The sequence below is a fragment of the Pseudoxanthomonas sp. 68-E7 genome (genome assembly GCF_057773145.1).
The window spans coordinates 961,571-980,809 of record NZ_JBYMTI010000001.1 but is presented as its reverse complement, the minus strand read 5'-3'; the positions used below and the strand labels follow the sequence as shown (position 1 = coordinate 980,809).

Annotated in this window: 16 protein-coding genes and 1 tRNA gene; 4 read left to right on the top strand and 13 right to left on the bottom strand. The window is 66.4% G+C overall.

The features are described from left to right. Positions 1-8: 8 nt before the first annotated feature. The 8 genes from AC3DE2_RS04600 to murJ all read right to left on the bottom strand — a co-directional run bounded on the left by AC3DE2_RS04600 (position 9) and on the right by murJ (position 10,207). Entirely contained in the window at positions 9-536 is a 528-nt protein-coding gene (locus AC3DE2_RS04600) for an IS1595 family transposase (protein ID WP_488425253.1), read from the bottom strand. A gap of 336 nt (positions 537-872) precedes the next feature. After that, positions 873-948: transfer RNA gene (locus tag AC3DE2_RS04595), tRNA-Thr, on the bottom strand. A 253-nt stretch (positions 949-1,201) separates the two neighbouring features. Beyond that, complete coding sequence (locus AC3DE2_RS04590; protein WP_488425223.1) at positions 1,202-2,206, bottom strand: glycoside hydrolase family 16 protein; 1,005 nt, start codon at positions 2,204-2,206, stop codon at positions 1,202-1,204. Between the two features lie 659 nt (positions 2,207-2,865). Then, entirely contained in the window at positions 2,866-3,816 is a 951-nt protein-coding gene (gene ispH / locus AC3DE2_RS04585; RefSeq protein WP_295377052.1) for a 4-hydroxy-3-methylbut-2-enyl diphosphate reductase, read from the bottom strand. 81 nt (positions 3,817-3,897) lie between these two features. Continuing rightward, complete coding sequence (lspA, locus tag AC3DE2_RS04580; RefSeq protein ID WP_488425222.1) at positions 3,898-4,407, bottom strand: signal peptidase II; 510 nt, start codon at positions 4,405-4,407, stop codon at positions 3,898-3,900. Positions 4,408-4,725: 318 nt separating this feature from the next. Further along, a complete protein-coding gene (ileS, locus tag AC3DE2_RS04575) occupies positions 4,726-7,557 on the bottom strand; it encodes an isoleucine--tRNA ligase (RefSeq protein ID WP_488425221.1) in 2,832 nt (943 codons plus the stop codon). After that, on the bottom strand, positions 7,554-8,501 hold the full coding sequence (locus tag AC3DE2_RS04570; protein WP_295377046.1) for a bifunctional riboflavin kinase/FAD synthetase: 948 nt from the start codon (positions 8,499-8,501) through the stop codon (positions 7,554-7,556). The genes ileS and AC3DE2_RS04570 overlap by 4 nt, the downstream gene beginning before the upstream one ends. Before the next feature lie 92 nt (positions 8,502-8,593). Next, the gene (murJ, locus tag AC3DE2_RS04565; protein WP_295377044.1) at positions 8,594-10,207 is read right to left on the bottom strand and encodes a murein biosynthesis integral membrane protein MurJ; all 1,614 of its coding nucleotides are present in this window, start codon (positions 10,205-10,207) and stop codon (positions 8,594-8,596) included. A 110-nt stretch (positions 10,208-10,317) separates the two neighbouring features. On the opposite strand from murJ, the gene rpsT reads away from it, so the two are divergent. Next, positions 10,318-10,587: a 30S ribosomal protein S20 gene (gene rpsT / locus AC3DE2_RS04560; protein WP_141453506.1), complete on the top strand. Its 270-nt coding sequence runs from the start codon at positions 10,318-10,320 to the stop codon at positions 10,585-10,587. A 274-nt stretch (positions 10,588-10,861) separates the two neighbouring features. Here rpsT and obgE read toward each other — a convergent pair whose 3' ends face one another. The 3 genes from obgE to rplU all read right to left on the bottom strand — a co-directional run bounded on the left by obgE (position 10,862) and on the right by rplU (position 12,682). Then, a complete protein-coding gene (gene obgE / locus AC3DE2_RS04555; RefSeq protein ID WP_295377041.1) occupies positions 10,862-11,914 on the bottom strand; it encodes a GTPase ObgE in 1,053 nt (350 codons plus the stop codon). 186 nt (positions 11,915-12,100) lie between these two features. Beyond that, a complete protein-coding gene (gene rpmA / locus AC3DE2_RS04550) occupies positions 12,101-12,361 on the bottom strand; it encodes a 50S ribosomal protein L27 (protein ID WP_295377038.1) in 261 nt (86 codons plus the stop codon). Positions 12,362-12,373: 12 nt separating this feature from the next. Beyond that, on the bottom strand, positions 12,374-12,682 hold the full coding sequence (gene rplU / locus AC3DE2_RS04545) for a 50S ribosomal protein L21 (RefSeq protein ID WP_141453509.1): 309 nt from the start codon (positions 12,680-12,682) through the stop codon (positions 12,374-12,376). Between the two features lie 389 nt (positions 12,683-13,071). Here rplU and uvrA point away from each other — a divergent pair, with 389 nt between their 5' ends. Together uvrA and AC3DE2_RS04535 are read left to right on the top strand one after the other, a co-directional pair. Continuing rightward, the gene (gene uvrA / locus AC3DE2_RS04540) at positions 13,072-15,993 is read left to right on the top strand and encodes an excinuclease ABC subunit UvrA (protein WP_488425220.1); all 2,922 of its coding nucleotides are present in this window, start codon (positions 13,072-13,074) and stop codon (positions 15,991-15,993) included. Further along, entirely contained in the window at positions 15,990-16,409 is a 420-nt protein-coding gene (locus AC3DE2_RS04535) for an acyl-CoA thioesterase (RefSeq protein WP_295377031.1), read from the top strand. The genes uvrA and AC3DE2_RS04535 overlap by 4 nt, the downstream gene beginning before the upstream one ends. Before the next feature lie 147 nt (positions 16,410-16,556). Here the strand turns inward: AC3DE2_RS04535 and AC3DE2_RS04530 are convergent, their stop codons facing one another. Beyond that, a complete protein-coding gene (locus AC3DE2_RS04530) occupies positions 16,557-17,006 on the bottom strand; it encodes a copper chaperone PCu(A)C (protein WP_488425219.1) in 450 nt (149 codons plus the stop codon). Positions 17,007-17,044: 38 nt separating this feature from the next. On the opposite strand from AC3DE2_RS04530, the gene AC3DE2_RS04525 reads away from it, so the two are divergent. Next, complete coding sequence (locus tag AC3DE2_RS04525; protein ID WP_488425218.1) at positions 17,045-17,821, top strand: enoyl-CoA hydratase/isomerase family protein; 777 nt, start codon at positions 17,045-17,047, stop codon at positions 17,819-17,821. Between the two features lie 69 nt (positions 17,822-17,890). Here AC3DE2_RS04525 and AC3DE2_RS04520 read toward each other — a convergent pair whose 3' ends face one another. Beyond that, positions 17,891-19,228 (bottom strand): substrate-binding domain-containing protein, encoded by a 1,338-nt coding sequence (locus AC3DE2_RS04520; RefSeq protein ID WP_488425217.1) that lies wholly within the window; start codon positions 19,226-19,228, stop codon positions 17,891-17,893. Between the last annotated feature and the right edge of the window lie 11 nt (positions 19,229-19,239).

The window sequence follows — 19,239 nt, the reverse complement described above, 5'->3', positions numbered from 1 at the left end:
GGTAATTCCTAAGCTTTCCGGACCAGAATGGGCCGTAGTTCCTGGATTGAAGTGGTCTTCAAAAGCCTGAAAAGCAAGGGTTTAAGGTCCCGCTCGCGATGGTTGAAGCGGTAGCAAACTTCGGCCAGGTACAGATGGAAGTATTGGGAGGGCACGCCCCGGTAGGGATACAACCAGTTCTTGGCATAGCTCCAGAAGCCCTCGATGCCGTTGATGTGGTCACGTCCGACCGGTCGCCCCTTCTCCTTGCGGATCATCACATGCTCGCCCCGCAAGCGTAAGGTGGCATAGGCTTGCCACTCGTCCGTGTAGTACAGCGAGCCTTCCCGACTGTGCGCATCGATCTGTTGCATGACCGAAGCCTGGTCATGAGCGGCGATCGGCATCGCCTTGACCTGGCCGTTGCGCTTGATCAGTCCGAAGACGATCACCTTGCCAGCAGAACCCCAGCCGCGTTTGCCCTTCCTGGCGCCGCCAAACGTGGTTTCGTCCAGTTCCAGTGCACCCTCGAATGGTTCCCGCAGTTGCTCGGCCATTGCGCAGCACGCGCGCGCCAGGCGGTAGAACCGCTCACGTGTGGCGGCCGTGGTATCACTGCGGAAACGTTGCCGATAGGACGGCACCCCGAGGACGAACAACTCCAGCAGGCGCTGTTTGCTGGCGCCCGGCAAGCGCACCGAATCCCACACTGACGTCCACGTGAAGCGCTTGCCGCAGGCGCGGCACTTGAGTCGTCCATCCGACAGGCTGTAGTGCCGGCTACCAGCGCAAGCAGGACATTGCTTCATGACCAAATCCTCTCAGATTTGGTCCGGTTTGCTTGGGAATTACCAAAAACAAAAACCCCGCCAAGGCGGGGCTCTTGCTTGAACTGGTGCCGGAAATAGGAATCGAACCTACGACCTACGCATTACGAATGCGCCGCTCTACCAACTGAGCTATTCCGGCGGAACCGCGAATTCTAGGGGGCGGCCTGAATCCGGTCAATTGACTCCGCACAAGTACTTGATGCCAAAGGGGTTCCAGCATCAAGGACCCTGCACCGCCGGGTCGCGATACCAGCTCCCGCCTGGAATGCCGACAGCCGCCGCCTCCTCCGTCTGGCTGGATCACGGCGGCCATCCGCTTCGAAGCATTCATTCGCGAAAACTGCGGGGATGCCCAAGGCATCCCCGTGACAAACACTTGCCATCAGCGCCGATCAAAGCCCGCAAGGCGACGGCAGCACCGGGTTCTGTTCCTTCACGTTGTCGATGTGCGCCACTTTCTTGCCGCGCAGGCCGGCGACCTGGGTTTCCACGTCGGCGGTGGACAGGGCGACGCCTTCCTGGAAGAACACCCAGTCGATGTCTTCCTGGTACTCGCGCATTTCCGGTGAGTCGACCGGGCCCAGCGAGCCGTCCGCGCCCTTGGGCATGAACCACAGGTTGAAATTGATCGACATGAAGTCTTCCGGGTACACGGCGCTGCTGTGTTCGGAGAACAACTGGCCGTCCACGTAGTAGGTGACCTTGTTGTCTGCGACCGTCAGCACCAGCGTGCGCCAGCCGGCATAGCTGCCTTCCTTGCGGGAGAACTCGTTCACCTTGGTCCAGGGCTCGAGCTGGAAGGTTTCCCAGGTGGTGGTCCACATCGCCGGCTTGGTGTTCTCGCCCCAGCCGCCATTGGGCAGGTACTCGAAGTCGGTCTCGCTGTAGTCCTTGTCCATCGGCGCCTTCAGCGGGCTGATGGCGTAGAAGGTCTGGATGACTTCATCGCCGTCCGGGCCGTAGCTCGGCGCGTCGCGGAAGAAGATGCGCGCGGCGTAGGTGCCTTCGCGATATTTACGCGAATGGCAGAACTGGGTCTGGCGGGTTTTCTCGGGCGTGCCGTTGGTGACCGAACTCATTCGTACCGCGCCGCCTTCGGTCTCCGGAATATCCGCGTGGAAGGACAGGCCATCGCCCGACCAGGTCGCGCCCTTGATGCCGGGATGGCCGGTTTCGGTCCGGACCTTCCAGCCATTCTTCTGGAACGCGGCGAAATCCGGGTAGCTGAAATCATCGAAGAAAACCGGCGCCGTCGTGGGTGTCGCGGCCGACGCGTCGGCCTTGGCTTCCGCGGGCGCAGTTGCCTGATTCGTGGCCGTTCCGGTGTTTGAGTCGCAGCCGACAACGGCGAGCGATGCAGCGAGCAGGCTTACGACGAAAATACGATTCCGGACCATGTTCCCTTCCCTCTCCTGGACGATTCGCAATGATTGAAGGAGGCGAATCTGGCGCATCACAGACAACGTTGTCAAATGTCCGCTGAAGGCTTGCATGCGACGCTGGAAGCAATGCTTTTTCGTGGAAGTACATATGACACGATCCAAATTCCGCTGCGGCTCCATGCGTGCAGATCAGTCGGTGAATCTGGATTCCTCCTGTTTCTCGGATTGTCCCTTTGAGGGAAACGGGAGGACTTTTCCTGTCGCCCGGATGCGCATGCCACTGACTTTCGAGACAAACGACAGGCCAAGGCAGGGAATCGTGCGAAGTACGCCGTCGACGATCGGCTAGCGGGTCTTCGCGTTGGTGGGAAAATGCCCTGGAACATTGCCGATGGCAGGCATTGTTGACGCCCGTCAGGCGAGGTGAGCAGCGGCCAGATCACCGCATTGCACCGACTGCGGGCGATGGGAATGTTCGCTGAAAGCACCCCCATCCCAACCTTCCCCCGCAAGCGGGGGAAGGGGCAGAAAGTCGCGACTGCACGGACAGGATCGGGTGCCGGACAAGATCCAACCGACCCTGCTGGTCTGGACGGTGATGACGATCGTCGTGGAATTCTGGGCGCGGCAGAAGGAGCCGGAAGCGGCCGGGCAGCAAACCTGAGTGGTTCCGCTCAGCTGACCAGTTGCAGCCGCAGTTCCTTGGGCAGGGCGAACACCATGTTCTCCGGTTCGCCGTCGAGTTCGCCGATGCTGGCGGCGCCCAGGTCGCGCAGGCGCTGGATGACGCCGTCGATGAGGATGTCCGGGGCGGACGCGCCGGCGGTCACGCCGATGCGCCGTTTGCCCTGCACCCAGGCGGGATTGATTTCGTGGGCGCCATCGATGAGGTAGGACTCGACGCCATCGCGCTCGGCCAGTTCGCGCAGGCGGTTGGAATTGGAGCTGTTGGGCGAGCCGACCACCAGTACCAGATCGCATTGCTTGGCCAGATCGCGCACGGCGTCCTGGCGGTTCTGGGTGGCGTAGCAGATGTCGTCGTTCTTCGGCCCCTGGATGGCCGGGAAGCGCGCCTGCAGGGCCTGGATGATGCCGATGGTGTCGTCCACCGAGAGCGTGGTCTGGGTGGTGTAGAACAGATTGTCGGGCTGGCCGACTTCCAGTTCCGCGACATCGTCGATGTCTTCGACCAGGTAGATGCGGCCGGTGCTGCCCTCGCGGTTCCACTGGCCCATGGTGCCTTCCACCTCGGGGTGGCCGGCGTGGCCGATCAGCACCACGTCGCGGCCGGCGCGGCAGTGGCGGGCCACTTCCAGATGGACCTTGGTCACCAGCGGACAGGTGGCGTCGAACACCTTCAGGCCACGGCGATCGGCTTCGGCACGCACCGCCTGCGAGACGCCATGCGCGCTGAAGATGACGGTGGCGTTGTCCGGCACTTCGTCGAGTTCCTCCACGAACACCGCGCCACGGTTGCGCAGGTCGTCCACGACGAAACGGTTGTGCACGACTTCGTGGCGCACGTAGATCGGCGCACCGAGGGTCTCGATGGCGCGCTTGACGATTTCAATGGCGCGGTCGACGCCGGCGCAGAAGCCACGGGGGTTGGCGAGCAGGACATCCATGGCGGCGATTTTACCGGAGCCGGCGGGGTGAACGGTGAATCGCCGCTTCGGGGCCGCGAGCCGCGCCTGCCCGGCCCTGGCTCAAGCCTTGTCCGGCGGGTTGCGCTTGCCTTCGAACAGGCCGAACAGGGCGATGCCGACGGCGCCGACGACAATCGCCGAGTCGGCCAGGTTGAACGCCGGCCAGTAATGGTCGCGCCAGTACCACTGGACGAAATCGATGACGTGGCCGTGGATCAGGCGGTCCACCACGTTGCCCAGCGCGCCGCCGATGACCAGCGAGTACGGCAGCGCCTGGCGCCAGTCGCCGCGCCGGGTGCGTCCCAGCCAGAAGGTCAGCAGGCCGCAGATGCCGATGGCCAGCGCGGTGAAGAACCAGATCTGCCAGCCGCCGGCGCCGCTGAGGAAACTGAACGCCGCGCCGGTGTTGTAGGTGCGGAACCAGTTCCAGAAACCCTCGATGACCGGCACGGCGGTGTACTCAGGCAGCGAGGCCAGCACCCAGGCCTTGGTCCACTGGTCCAGTCCGATGACGATGGCCGACAGCAGCAGCCAGATCAGGGCGTTGGGTTTGACGGTGGTTGGGCTCATGGGGCGGGTCGGTTTCCGGATGGGTGGAGTATGCGGGTAAAGCGGGCCGGTCCTAGCGTTTTACGCCACCTTTGCCCGCGAGCGGGAATGGGCGGACGGCGTCCTGGCCGAAGCGGGTTCCCGGCGGGCCGGGAGGGGCGGCGGCGGGCGTTCTGGGAAGGCGTACCTTGAGTTGGGCTGACTGTCGCGGCGGGCCGTGGGGGCTTTCGCGATCCCTGCCCCTTCCGGCGTTGCTCCAGTCAGCCCGCTTCGACCGGTTTGCCCCCATCCGGCGCTGTGCGCCACCTTCCCCCGCAAGCAGGGGAAGGAACTCGGGGGTCAGAACCAGCGGCGATCCTCGCCGGGGCCGTCCACGTTGGTGGCGCAGCGACCGCACAGTTCCGGGTGGGCCGGATTGACGCCGATATCGGCGCGGTGGTGCCAGCAACGCACGCACTTCCGCTTTTCCGTCGGCTGGGCCAGCACGAACACGTCGTCCGCCTCCACCGCGCCGACGCTCACGTCGCCGCTGATGAGGAAGAACCGCAGTTCCTCGGCCAGCGGCTGCCATTTGCTGGCGAGCGCCGCATTCACCGAGATCGCGATCTCCGCTTCCAGCGCCGCGCCGATCTGGCCGTTGGCGCGCATCGGCTCCAGCACCTTGGCGACCTGCTCGCGCAGGGCCAGCAACTGGTCGAAGTCCGCCGCCGACAGGGTGGCATCCGCCGGCAGCGGCGCCAGGCCGTCGTACCAGGTGGCGAACAACACGTTGCCGGCATGTTCGCCGGGCAGGTAGCCCCACATCTCGTCGGCGGTGAAGCTGAGCACCGGCGCGATCCAGCGCACGAACGCCTCGGCGATGCGGTACATCGCACTCTGTGCCGAGCGGCGGCCGCGCGAGTCCTCGCGCATCGTGTACAGGCGGTCCTTGGTGACATCCAGGTACAGCGAGCCCAGGTCCACGCTGCAGAAGTTCAGCAGCGCCTGCACGATCTCGGCGAAGTCGTAGCGCTCGTAGGCGGCCTTGATCTTCTCCTGCACTTCCCAGGCGCGGTGCACGATCCAGCGATCCAGCGCGACCATGTCCTCCAGCGGACGCAGATCGCGCGCCGGATCGAAACCGTGCAGGTTGCCCAGCAGGAAGCGCGCGGTGTTGCGCAGGCGGCGGTAGGCGTCGGCGTTGCGCTTGAGGATCTCCTGCGACAGCGACATCTCGTTGCTGTAGTCGGCCGAGGCGATCCACAGGCGCAGGATGTCCGCGCCCAGGTTCTTCATGATGTCCTGCGGCTCGATGCCGTTGCCGAGCGACTTGGACATCTTGCGGCCGTGCTCGTCCACGGTGAAACCGTGGGTCAGGCACTGCCGGTACGGCGCATGCTTGTCGATGGCCACGCCGGTGAGCAGCGAGGACTGGAACCAGCCGCGATGCTGGTCCGAGCCTTCCAGGTACAGATCCGCCGGCTTGCCCAGGCCGCGCTCCAGCAGCACGCCTTCATGGGTCACGCCGGAGTCGAACCAGACGTCGAGGATGTCGGTGATCTTCTCGTAGTCACCGGCCTCATCTCCGAGCAGTTCGGCCATGTCCAGGGTGTACCAGACGTCCACGCCGCCCTGCTCCACCCGATCGGCGACGGCCTGCATCAGCTCGACACTGCGCGGGTGCGGTTCACCGGTCTCGCGGTGCACGAACAGCGCGATCGGCACGCCCCAGGTGCGCTGGCGCGAAATGGTCCAGTCCGGACGGCCGTCGACCATGCCGGCGATGCGGGCCTCGCCCCACTGCGGGAACCAACCAACCTGCGTGATCGCGGCCAGTGCGTCGCGGCGCAGGTGTGCCTGCTCCATCGAGATGAACCACTGCGGGGTGGCGCGGAAGGCGATCGGCGTCTTGTGGCGCCAGCAATGCGGATAGCTGTGGCTCAGCTTGGCGAAGGCCAGCAGCGCGCCGCTGTCACGCAGTACGTCGACCAGCGCGTCGTTGGCCTTCCAGATGTGCAGGCCGGCCAGCGCGGTGTCGCCGGCCGGCGGCGTCGACGGCAAGTACACGCCACGGCCATCGACCGGATTGAGCTGCGCGGTGGTGTATTTGTCGATCAGGCCGTAGCGCTGGCCGACCACGAAGTCTTCCTGGCCGTGGCCGGGCGCGGTGTGCACGGCGCCGGTGCCGTCCTCGGCCGACACGTGATCACCCAGCAGCACCGGGATCTCGCGCTCTGCATAGAAAGGATGCGACAGCACCACGCCTTCCAGCGAGGAACCGGTGGCACGCGCGTGCACCACCACGTCATTTACCCCGTAGCGTTGCAGCGCGCGCGCGGCCAGCGCGTCGGCCAACACCAGCCAGCGGCGCTTGCCGTTGTGGGCCGGCCCCTCGACCAGCGCATATTCCAGATCCGGCCCCAGCGACACCGCCAGCGAAGCCGGCAGCGTCCAAGGCGTGGTGGTCCAGATCGGCAGCGCGACTTCCACGTCGTCGGGAACGTCGATGCCGAACGCCGCCGCGAGCGCCTTGCGATCGCGCACGGTGTAGGCCACGTCGATGGCCGGCGACTCCTTCTCCTGGTATTCGATTTCCGCCTCGGCCAGCGCCGAGCCGCAGTCGAAACACCAGTGCACCGGCTTTACGCCACGGGTCAGGTGGCCGTTGGCGACGATCTTGGCCAGCGCGCGGATCTCGTTGGCCTCGAAGCGGAAATCCAGGGTCTTGTACGGATTGTCCCAGTCACCGATCACGCCGAGGCGCTTGAAGTCCTTGCGCTGCAGATCGATCTGCGATTCGGCGTACTCGCGGCACTTCTGCCGGAATTCGACCGCGTCCAGCTTCACCCCGACCTTGCCGTACTTCTTCTCGATGGCGATTTCGATCGGCAGGCCGTGGCAATCCCAACCCGGGATATAGGGCGCGTCGAAACCGGCCAGGTACTTCGACTTGACGATGATGTCCTTGAGGATCTTGTTGACCGCATGGCCCAGGTGAATCGCGCCGTTGGCGTATGGGGGGCCGTCATGCAGCACGAACAGCGGGCGGCCTTTGGCGTTGGCGCGCAGCTGCGCGTACAGGCCGTCGGCTTCCCAGCGCGCCAGGGTGTCCGGCTCGCGCTTGGGCAGGTCCCCGCGCATCGGGAAATCCGTGGCCGGCAGGTGGAGGGTGGCTTTGTAGTCCTGGCTCACGCCGTTGCTCGTTGGTTGTCGTTTGAAAGGAGGACGCGCGCCTGCTCGGCGTCGCGGTGCATCTGCTCGGTCAGGCTGGGCAGATCGGGGAATTTCAGTTCGTCGCGCAGTTTGGCGACGAATTCGACTTCGATGTGGCGTCCGTACAGATCGCCGGCGAAGTCAAACAGGTGTGCTTCCAGCAGCGGCTCGACACCGTCGACGGTGGGACGCGTGCCGAAGCTGGACACAGATGGCCACGGATCCCCGGTCACGCCGTGCACCCAGGTCGCATAGATGCCGGACAGCGCGGGCGTCTTCGGGAAGCGCAGGTTGGCGGTCGGGAAACCGAGCGTGCGGCCGAGCTGCTGCCCGCGCACCACCCGCCCGCCGATCGCGTAGGGGCGGCCAAGCAGGCGCGCGGCGTCGGTGAAGTCGCCCTGCTTCAGCGCTTCGCGGATGCGGGTGCTGGACACGCGTTCGCCCTGCACCTGCACCGCCTCGATCTCGTTGGCGACGAACCCCAGGTCGGCGCCCATCGCCTGCAGCAACCCCAGATCGCCGCCACGCCGGTGGCCGAAGCGGAATTCCGGCCCGATCCAGACTTCACGCGCGGACAGGCGCTCCACCAGCATCCGGCGGACGAAATCCTCCGCGCTCATCGCGGCCATCGCCGCGTCGAAGCGCAGCAGGCCGACCGCGTCGGCCCCCAGCTCGCGCAGGCCCTCGACCTTGGCGCGCGCCAGGGTCAGCCGTGGCGGCGGATTCTCGCGAGCGAAGAACTCGCGCGGCAGCGGTTCGAAGGTCAGCGCCACCGCGTCCACGCCAAGGGCGCGGGCGCGCGCGGCCGTGTGGCGCACCAGCGCCCGGTGACCGCCATGCAGGCCGTCGAAAGCGCCGATGCAGACCACGCTTCCCCGTGGACTCACCGGTCCACCGTCGACGTCACGAAACAGCCTGCTCATAGTTTCCTGGTTGGATGGCCGCCGTTGCGGGCAAGCCGGCGCGAAACGCGCGAATCCCGAAGTATAGCCGTCCTGTCCAGCCCAGACGGCCCTCAATGCCCGCGCAGATCGCGCGGGCGGATGCCCTGCAGCCACAGCAGCGCCGCATACAGCGTGCCGCCGCTGCCGACCAGCACGGCCAGTCGCCAGCCACGCTCCCACCAGGCCCAGTGGGACCAGTCCGGCCAGACCCGGCCCAGCACCAGCAGCACCACGGTCATGGCCAGCGAGGCCAGGCCGATCTGGCGCAGGAATCGGCCCCAGCCGGGCTGGCGTCGATAGACCCCGGCTCGGCGCAGGTACCAGGCCAGTTGCACGGCGTTGGTCCAGCCGGCGATGGCAATCGCCAGCGCCAGCAGGGCGTGCGCCCCGGGGATGTGGGCCAGCGCATCCAGATAGCCGCCACCGGCCTTGGCCAGCGCTGCCTGGCCCGCGTCGGTGAGCGTCAGCAGGCCGGCGAACAGCAGGATCGTGGCGCTCGCGTTCACCAGCACCGACACCACCGCCGCCTTCACCGGCGTGCGCGTGTCCTGGCGCGAATAGAACGCCGGTGCCAGCACCTTGACCAGCAGGAACGCCGGCACCGCGGTGGATTGCGCCATCAGGCTCCAGCTGCTCATCTGGGCGTGGAAGGCGGTGAACTTGTTGTACTGGAACAGCGTCGCCATCAGCGGGCCGGCGCACAGGACCAGGCCGATGCAGGCCGGCACGCCGATCAGCAGGCACAGGCGGAAGCCCCAATCCAGCCCCTTGGAGAAACCTTCCGGATCGGTCGCGGCATGACGGCTGGACAGGTGCGGCAGGATGACCGTGCCGATGGCCACGCCGAACATGCCCAGCGGGAATTCCAGCAGGCGATCGCTGTAGTACAGCCAGCTGACGCTGCCGCTCAGCAGGAACGCCGCCGCCCAGGTGTTGAACAGCAGGTTGAACTGCACCACCGAGGAGCCGAACAGGGTCGGCACCATCAGCGTCATGATCTTGCGCACGCCCGCATGGGCCAGGCCCAGTTTCGGGCGCGGCAGCAGGCCCAGCTTCGCCAGCGCGGGCAACTGGAAAACCAGTTGCAGGATGCCGGCGATGAACACGCCCCACGCCAGCGCCATCACCGAACCGTCCATCAGTGGCGCCAGCCAGAACGCCGCGGCGATCATCGACAGGTTCAGCAGGATCGGCGACAACGCGGGGATGGCGAAACGCTGGTAGCTGTTGAGGACGCTGCCCACCAGCGAGGCCAGCGAGATGAACAACGCATACGGAAAGGTGATGCGCAGCATCTCGGTCAGCATGTCGTGGTGCGCGCCGGTGTACTTGGACGCGATCACGAAGGCCAACTGAGGCGCCAACAGGAACACCAGCGCGGTCACCACCAGCAACGCCGCCGCGAGGGTGCCGGTGACCCGGTCAATCAGTTCCCTGACCGCCTCCGGACCGTGCTTTTCCTTGTACTCGGCCAGGACCGGCACGAAGGCCATCGAGAACGAGCCCTCGGCCGACAGCCGGCGCATGAAGTTGGGGATCCTGAACGCGATGAAGAAGATGTCCATCGCGGCCGTGGCACCGAACACGGCGGCATAGACCTGGTCCCGGACCAGCCCGGACAGCCGGGACAGGAAGGTCATGGCGCTGAAAACGGCGGTGGAACGCAGGAGCCGGTTGCCGCTCATCGGGCAGTCTCCGCGGCCGGTTGACCCAGGTTGACGCAAACCTCTGAATAGTCCATACTTTTTTGTCTATTTTCCCGTAACCCCATTATCCCAGCTTTCAGGAACCCATCGTGGCCAATATCAAGTCCGCCAAGAAGCGCGCCAAGCAGACCGTCGTGCGCAATGCGCGCAACTCTGCCCAGCGCTCCATGCTGCGCACCGCCGTCAAGAAAGTGCTCAAGGCGCTTGACGCCAACGACGCCGCTGGCGCGCAGGCCGCTTTCGCCGTCGCCCAGCCGATCCTGGATCGCTACAGCTCGCGCGGCCTGATCCACAAGAACAAGGCTGCCCGCCACAAGAGCCGCCTGACCGCTCGCATCAAGGCGCTCCAGGCCGCCTGAGCAGGCGACCACGGGAAAGCAAAAAAACCCGGCTTCGGCCGGGTTTTTTGTTGCCCGGAATCCGGCCCCCTCCCCTGCTTGCGGGGCAGGATAGGGGTGGAGGCGGAACGGAATCGATTGGTTGGGTACCGACGGGGAACTGCGAACGCCCGACACCTGCTTCACCGGATAGCGTGTGGACTGGGGGCCCGCCGCGGATTCCGGCTTGCCCCCATCCCGGCCTTCCCCCGCATGCGGGGGAAGGGAGAAAGCGGGGAGCATCGGCGCCGCTGGCTCAGCCGGCATTCCGGGCCTCTTCGGCCTCTTCGCGCTGGCGGTCGAAGAACGCCATCACGTCCTGCATGATCGGCCAGGTGCCTTCGCGGGAAATCGCGGAAACCTGGTACCAGGGATGCATCCAGTCCAGCTCCGCCACGATCTGCTCGGCGCGCGCGCGGGCCTCATCCTCGAACATCAGATCGGCCTTGTTGAGCACTAGCCAGCGCGGCTTCTCCAGCAGCTCCGGATCGTGCTTCATCAGTTCCTGCTCGATGGCGCGGACCTGCTCGGCCGGGGCGATGCCCTCTACCCCGCCTTCCATCGGCGCCATGTCCACGAGGTGCAGCAGCAGGCGGGTGCGCTGCAGGTGGCGCAGGAACTGCGCGCCCAAGCCGGCACCATCGGCGGCGCCTTCGATCAGGCCGGGAATGTCGGCGATGACGAAGCTCCGGTGCGCCTCGACGCTGACCACGCCCAGGTTGGGATACAGGGTGGTGAACGGATAGTCGGCGACCTTCGGCGTGGCCGCCGAGACGGCGCGGATGAAGGTGCTCTTGCCGGCGTTGGGGAAACCCAGCAGGCCGACGTCGGCCAGCAGCTTCAGTTCCAGCTTGAGCAGGCGCTGCTCGCCTTCCTCGCCCGGCGTCGCCTTGCGCGGGGCGCGGGTCACCGAGCTCTTGAAATGCATGTTGCCCAGGCCGCCCTTGCCGCCCTTGGCGACCAGCAGGCGATCCCCGTGGCGGGTCAGGTCGCCGATGACCTCGTCGGTTTCCACGTTGGTGATCACGGTGCCGACCGGCACGGTGATGGTCAGATCCTCCCCGGCCTTGCCGTACATCTGCCGGCCCATGCCGTTCTCGCCGCGCTGGGCGCGGAAGGTCTTTTCATGGCGGAAATCGACCAAGGTGTTGAGGTTCTCGTCGGCGATCAGCCAGACGCTGCCGCCACTGCCGCCGTCGCCGCCGTCCGGCCCGCCCAGCGGGATGAACTTCTCGCGCCGGAAGCCGATGCAACCGTTGCCGCCGTTGCCGGCGATGACCTGGATTTCCGCTTCGTCTACGAGTTTCATGGGATGGGGATCGGGGATTCGGGATTGGAGATTCGGACAGGCGAGATCGTGTGTCCGGATGGGTCGGAAGGGAACCGCGGCATGGAATCCGGCTTGTACGAATCCCGAATCACCAATCCCCAATTCCCGCCCCCAAACGAAAAGCCCCGCACGCGGCGGGGCCCTTCGCTACGTGTGCGCGGCGCCTCAGGCTTCCGCGATCACGCTCACGGTGCGGCGCTTCTTCGGGCCCTTGATCGAGAACTCGACCTTGCCATCGACCAGCGCGAACAGGGTGTGATCGCGGCCCAGGCCGACGCCCGAACCCGGATGGAACTGGGTGCCACGCTGACGGACGATGATGTTGCCGGCGTCGATCGCCTGGCCACCATAGACCTTCACGCCCAGCATCTTCGGATTGGAGTCGCGGCCGTTGCGCGAGGAGCCTACGCCCTTTTTATGTGCCATGACTGATTCTCCTTACTTGTTGATGCCGGTGATTTCGATTTCGGTGTAATGCTGCCGGTGACCCTGACGCTTCATGTGGTGCTTGCGGCGGCGGAACTTGATGATGCGGACCTTGTCGGCGCGGCCGTGGCCGACGATCTTGGCCGAGACGCTCGCGCTCTTCAGCGCGTCGCCGAGGGTGACGCTTTCGCCGTCGCCCAGCATCAGGATGTTGTCGAACGTGACTTCCTTACCGGCTTCCGCATCGAGCTTCTCGACGCGCAGAGTCTCGCCCTTCATCACGCGGTATTGCTTACCGCCAGTGACCAGAACTGCGTACATTGGTGAATCCTCTTCTGTAGTTATTCTCTTGACCCGACTGCCATCGAGGGCGGTCAGAAGCGGAATTGTAGGGCTTTCAGCAGCTTAGGGTCAAGTCACCCCCCACGCGGCCCCGAAACCGGCAGCCGGGCGGCAGAGCCCCGCCCCGCCTGCCCCGTCGCAGGGGGTGAGACGGCAAACGGGTCCACTGCTGGCGGCGGCAAGGCGGGGATCGGGCAGGTGAACGGGACGGGAGCGGGCTCCGCCGGCCGCCGCCCGCCGGGTCTTTGCTCCCGGCGATTTGCCCCCAAATACCGGAATCGCTACGCTGGGCGATTCGCTGGTGCGACCGGGTTCGCACCGGCGGATCGGAGCCCTTCCCTCCCTTCCTGAACAGGCCACCCCACGGCATGGACAGCATCCGCATCCGCGGCGCGCGAACGCACAACCTCAAGAACATCGACCTCGATCTGCCCCGGGACAAGCTGATTGTCATCACCGGGCTGTCCGGGTCCGGCAAGTCCTCGCTGGCTTTCGACACCATCTACGCCGAAGGCCAGCGCCGCTATGTCGAGTCGCTCTCGGCCTATGCCCGGCAATTCCTGTCGGTGATGGAAAAGCCAGACGTCGACCACATCGAGGGCCTGTCGCCGGCGATCTCGATCGAGCAGAAGTCGACCTCGCACAATCCGCGTTCGACGGTCGGCACCATCACCGAGATCTACGACTACCTGCGCCTGCTGTATGCCCGCGTGGGTACCCCGCGCTGCCCCGACCATGGCTACCCGCTGGAGGCGCAGACGGTCAGCCAGATGGTCGACCAGGTCCTGGGCCTGGATGGCGAGCAGCGCTACATGCTGCTGGCGCCGGTCATCCGCGAGCGCAAGGGCGAACATGCCCAGGTGTTCGATCAACTGCGCGCGCAGGGGTTCGTGCGCGTGCGGGTGGACGGCCAGCTGCATGAAATCGACGCGGTGCAGCCACTGGCCCTGCGCCAGAAGCACACCATCGAGGCGGTCATCGATCGCTTCCGTCCGCGCGAGGACATCAAGCAGCGCCTGGCCGAGAGCTTCGAGACCGCGTTGAAGCTGGGCGACGGCATGGCTTCGGTGATGTCGCTGGACAAGCCGGAAGCCGATCCGCTGCTGTTCTCCTCCAAGTATTCCTGTCCGGTCTGCGACTACTCGCTGCCGGAACTGGAACCGCGCCTGTTCTCGTTCAACTCGCCGGTCGGCGCCTGCCCGACCTGCGACGGCCTGGGCGTGGCCCAGTTCTTCGATCCGGCGCGGGTAGTGGTGCATCCGGAACTGTCGCTGGCCGCCGGCGCGGTGCGCGGCTGGGACCGCCGCAACGCGTATTACTTCCAGCTGATCGCCTCGCTCGCCAAGCACTACCGCTTCGATGTCGACGCCCCCTGGCAGTCGCTGCCGGAGAAGGCCCGCCAGGCGGTGCTGTACGGCAGCGGCGAGGACGTCATCACTTTCACCTACCTCACCGAATCGGGCGGGCGCAACCAGCGCAAGCACCGCTTCGAGGGCATCGTGCCCAACCTCGAGCGCCGCTATCGCGAGACCGAATCGCCGGCGGTGCGCGAGGAACTGGCCAAGTACATCAGCGAACAGCCCTGCCCCGACTGCGGCGGCGCGCGCCTGAACAAGGCGGCGCGCAATGTGTTCGTCGCCGATCGCCCGCTGCCGGCGCTGGTGGTGATGCCGGTGGACGAAGCGCTGTCGTTCTTCCGCGGTCTGGCCCTGCCCGGCTGGCGTGGCGAGATCGCCGCCAAGATCGTCAAGGAAATCGGCGAGCGGCTGGGCTTCCTGGTCGACGTCGGCCTGGACTACCTGACCCTGGAACGCAAGGCCGACACCCTGTCCGGCGGCGAAGCCCAGCGCATCCGCCTGGCCTCGCAGATCGGCGCAGGCCTGGTCGGCGTGATGTACGTGCTCGACGAACCCAGCATCGGCCTGCACCAGCGCGACAACGAGCGCCTGCTCGGCACCCTCACCCGCCTGCGCGATCTCGGCAACACGGTGATCGTGGTGGAGCATGACGAGGACGCCATCCGCGCCGCCGACTACGTGCTGGACATCGGTCCCGGCGCCGGCGTGCACGGCGGCGAGATCGTCGGCGAAGGCAGCCTGCAGGACATCCTGAAGGCGCCGCGCTCGCTGACCGGCCAGTACCTGTCCGGCAAGCGCCGCATCGAGGTGCCCAAGGCACGCCACAAGGCCAACCCGAAGATGATGCTGCACCTGCGCGGCGCCAGCGGGAACAACCTGAAGAACGTGGATCTCGACATCGCCTCGGGCCTGTTCACCTGCGTCACCGGTGTCTCCGGTTCCGGCAAGTCCACCCTGATCAACGACACCCTGTACGCACTGGCCGCCAACGAGATCAACGGCGCCTCGCACAAGCCCGCGCCCTACCGCGAAGTGGTCGGCCTGGATCTGTTCGACAAGGTGGTCGACATCGACCAGTCGCCGATCGGCCGCACTCCGCGTTCCAACCCGGCCACCTACACCGGCCTGTTCACGCCGCTGCGCGAACTGTACGCGCAGGTGCCCGAAGCGCGCGCGCGCGGCTATTCGCCGGGGCGTTTCAGCTTCAACGTGCGCGGTGGCCGCTGCGAGGCCTGCCAGGGTGACGGCCTGATCAAGGTGGAGATGCACTTCCTGCCGGACGTGTACGTGCCCTGCGATGTCTGCCACGGCAAGCGCTACAACCGCGAGACCCTGGAGATCCTCTACAAGGGTTTCAACATCAACGACGTCCTGGAAATGACCGTCGAGGATGCGCTCAAGCTGTTCGAGCCGGTGCCGTCCATCGCCCGCAAGCTGGAAACGCTGATGGACGTGGGCCTGAGCTACATCAAGCTGGGCCAGAGCGCGACCACCCTGTCCGGCGGCGAGGCGCAACGCGTCAAGCTGTCCAAGGAACTGTCGCGCCGCGACACCGGCCGCACGCTCTACATCCTGGACGAGCCGACCACCGGCCTGCACTTCCACGACATCGAGCACCTGCTGGCGGTGCTGCACAAGCTGCGCGACGAGGGCAACACCATCGTCGTCATCGAGCACAACCTGGACGTGATCAAGACCGCGGACTGGGTGGTGGATCTCGGGCCGGAGGGTGGCCATCGCGGTGGCCGCATCCTGGCCAGTGGCACCCCGGAAGACATCGCCGCGCATGCGGAGTCGCACACCGGCCGGTTCCTGGCCAAGCTGCTGCCCGCGGGCAAGGCGCCCAAGGCAAGCAAGCCAGCGGCGGTGGCCAAGCCCGACGTGTTGCCACCGCGCATGTCCGCCAAGAAGAAGGCGGCGAAAGCCAAATGAGCAGCGCATCCGGGACGCCTTCCGAACGAAAGATGCTGGCGGCGATTCCGATCAGCGTGCGCTGGCGCGACATGGACAGCATGGGCCACGTCAACAACGCCAAGTACGTGTCCTATCTGGAAGAAGCCCGCGTACGCTGGATTCTGGATATCCCGGGCATCTCGATGACCGATCGCATCGCGCCGGTGGTCGCCGCCAACAACATCAACTACCGGCGCCCGCTGACCTGGCCGAACGACATCCTGGTCGAGCTGTACGTGGATCGCCTGGGCACCAGCAGCGTCACCATCGGCCACCGCATCGTCGACCAGGACGGCGTGCTGTACTGCGACGGCAACGTGGTGGTGGTGTGGATGGACACCCACACCGGCAAGAGCGCGCCGCTGCCGGATGCGGTGCGCAGCGCGTCCGTCTGATACCTCGCGCTCTTCCTTGTGGGAGCGCCGTCAGTCGCGGTGACTTTAGACCCGGCGACGCGCATTCGCGACTGACGTCGCTCCCGCAATCAGGCGGTCCCCACCGCCCGGATGCCAAATGCGGCGACTACTCCGAAGGAAGCCCGCCTACGGCGCCGTCCTGCGCACCTCGAAGGTCACCGGCAGGCTGCGGCCGTCCTTCAGCTTGAGGGTGATCACCGGCTTGTCGCCTTCCTTCACCGGCGCGTAGGGCTTGTACAGCATCAGATGCAGGCCGCCGGGTTTGAACTCGACCGACTTGCCCGCCGCGACCGGCAGGGTTTCCAGTTCGCGCATCTTGTTGACGCCATCGACCTGGCGCGATTCGTGCAGCGTGACCTCGGCGAACGCCAGGCTGTCGGCACCGCTGATTTCGACGCTCCCGGCGCATGCGTTGTCGATGCGCAGAAAGCCGGCCATCATCGGCATCGCCGGTGACGGCGGCAGCCGTATCCACGCCTGGCGGGCCGTCGGCAGGCAGTCGGCGGCATGGACGGAGGCGCTGCCGGCAAGCAGCAGCACGGCGGACAGGAGGGCGGATACATGGCGGCGATTCATGCGCCTATCATAGGCCCACACGCCCTTGGAGCAGATGAATGTCCTCGCTGATCGAAACCCGGGACCACGGCAGCGTCCGCGAAATCCGGCTGGCCCGGCCGCCGGTCAACGCCCTCAACACCGAACTGTGCCGCGCCCTGATCCATGCGGTCGATACCGCCATGGGCGACGGCGTGCACGGCATCGTGCTGGCCGGCAACCCGAAGATCTTCTCCGCCGGCATGGACGTGCCCTACCTGCTCTCGCTGGGCGAGAACCGGCATGCGTTGATGGATGCCTGGCAGGCATTCTTCGGCGCGGCGCGCGCGCTGGCCGACTCGCGGATCCCGGTGGTCGCCGCGATTGGCGGCCATGCGCCCGCGGGCGGTTGCGTACTGGCGTTGTGCTGCGACTACCGGGTGATGGCCCGCAGCGCCGATCCGGCGCGCCCCTTCGGCATCGGCCTCAATGAAACCCAGGTCGGCCTGGTCGCGCCCGAAGGCATCCAAAGGCTGATGCGCCGGCTGGTCGGTCCGCACCGCGCAGAACGCCTGCTGGTGGCCGGCGAGATGGTGCCGGCCGAACGCGCGCTGGAACTGGGCCTGGTCGACGAACTGGCCGAGCAGGATCAGGTCGACGCGCGCGCGCTGGCCTGGCTGGAGAACCTGCTCCGCCTGCCCCACCATCCGATGCTGCAGACCCGCGCGATCGCCCGCCGCGACGTGGTGGAGGCGATGTCGCCGGAATTCATCCAGTTGGATCGCTTCATCGACGCCTGGGATGCCCCCGACACCCAGACCGCGCTGAAGGCGCTGGTCGACAAGCTGAAAAAATAGCCCGCTGAAAAATATGGCCCGCGGGAGAAGTCGCCTCGCGGCGACCTCCCCGCGCCACTGGACGCTCCGTCAGCGCACCCAGACCTCCACTCGTTCGTTGCGGTAGCGCGCATCGGCGTCGCCGCCCCGGAGCAGCGGGCGGCTCGCGCCCATGCCGATGGAGCGTTGCACCGCGATGCCCTGCTTGACCAGGTGATCGGCGACCGCGTCGGCGCGCTGGTTGCTGCGCACGGTGGCGATCAACCGGTTGCTGCCGTCGTCGTGCGAGAAGCCGACCACGGTCACCTGGCGTCCCTGGTTCTGCGGCAGGCGCAGATAGGCGATCAGGCGTTCCATGTCGTTCGCGCCGCGGCTGTCGAAGAAGGTGGTCAGCGAGGCGGGATTGAACCTCAGGCTCAGCGGCAGGCGCGCGGTGCCCGCCACCGCCTGTCCATACGGCTGCGCCGGATCCGGCGCCTGCGGCTGGGCGGCGGGACGCAGGGTCACCGCCAGGAAGCCCGCCCGTTCCACCGCTCGCTGTGCTTCCCGGCCCACGGCGTACTGGGCGAAGCTGCGGCCCAGCGCCGACATCAGCGGACCGCCATAGAGGCGGTAGCGTCGCACCAGCGGATAGTCCTCGCTCATCACGTTGATGCGGGTCGGCAGGACCGCGATGCCGCCATCGGCGATTGCGAGCGTGCGGGTGCCCCGGGGAATGGCGCTGGCCACGCCGACCACCGCGATCGCATCCGGATCCGCGGCGACCGCGCGCGCCGCCTGCGCAAGCGTCGCATGCGTCTGCGCCGTGGCGGTCGCCGGTACCGCGCCCAGCACCCGTTCGCGCAGGAAATCGCGATTGCCGCTCGGTGCGCGTCCCAGATGCAGGTGGATGGGCGCGTTGCGTCCACCCAGCCCGGCCCAGTCGCCGATGCGGCCGCTCACCAGTTCGCGCAACTGCGCCACGCTGAGCCGGCGAACCGGATTGCGTTCGTTGACCACCACCGCCATTCCGTCGACGGCGACGACGAATTCCTGTTCCGGCGATTCGAGATCGCCCAACTGCCAGGCCGCTTCACGTTCCGCCGCCTGCGGCGCACGCGCCAGCATCGCGATCTCGGCATTGCCTTCGATCAGATCGTTGAATCCGGCCGCCGAGCCGCGCTTGTCGATCTCGACGATCAGCGGCACGCCATCGCGCACGGCGCGGATGTCGGTACGCTGCGGCGACACGGCCTGCCGGTGGATTTCGGTATAGCCGATATGGCGCAGCCAGGTTTCGACCATCGCTGGCACCAGCGCGTCGCCCAGCGTATTGGAACCGTGGATGCGCAGGCGCTCGGTGGAACCATCATCCTGCGCGGACGCCGGCAGGCAGGCCGGCAACAACAGGCACATCGCCAGCGCGAGGTGCGGCAAACGGTGCAGCATCGATCATCCCC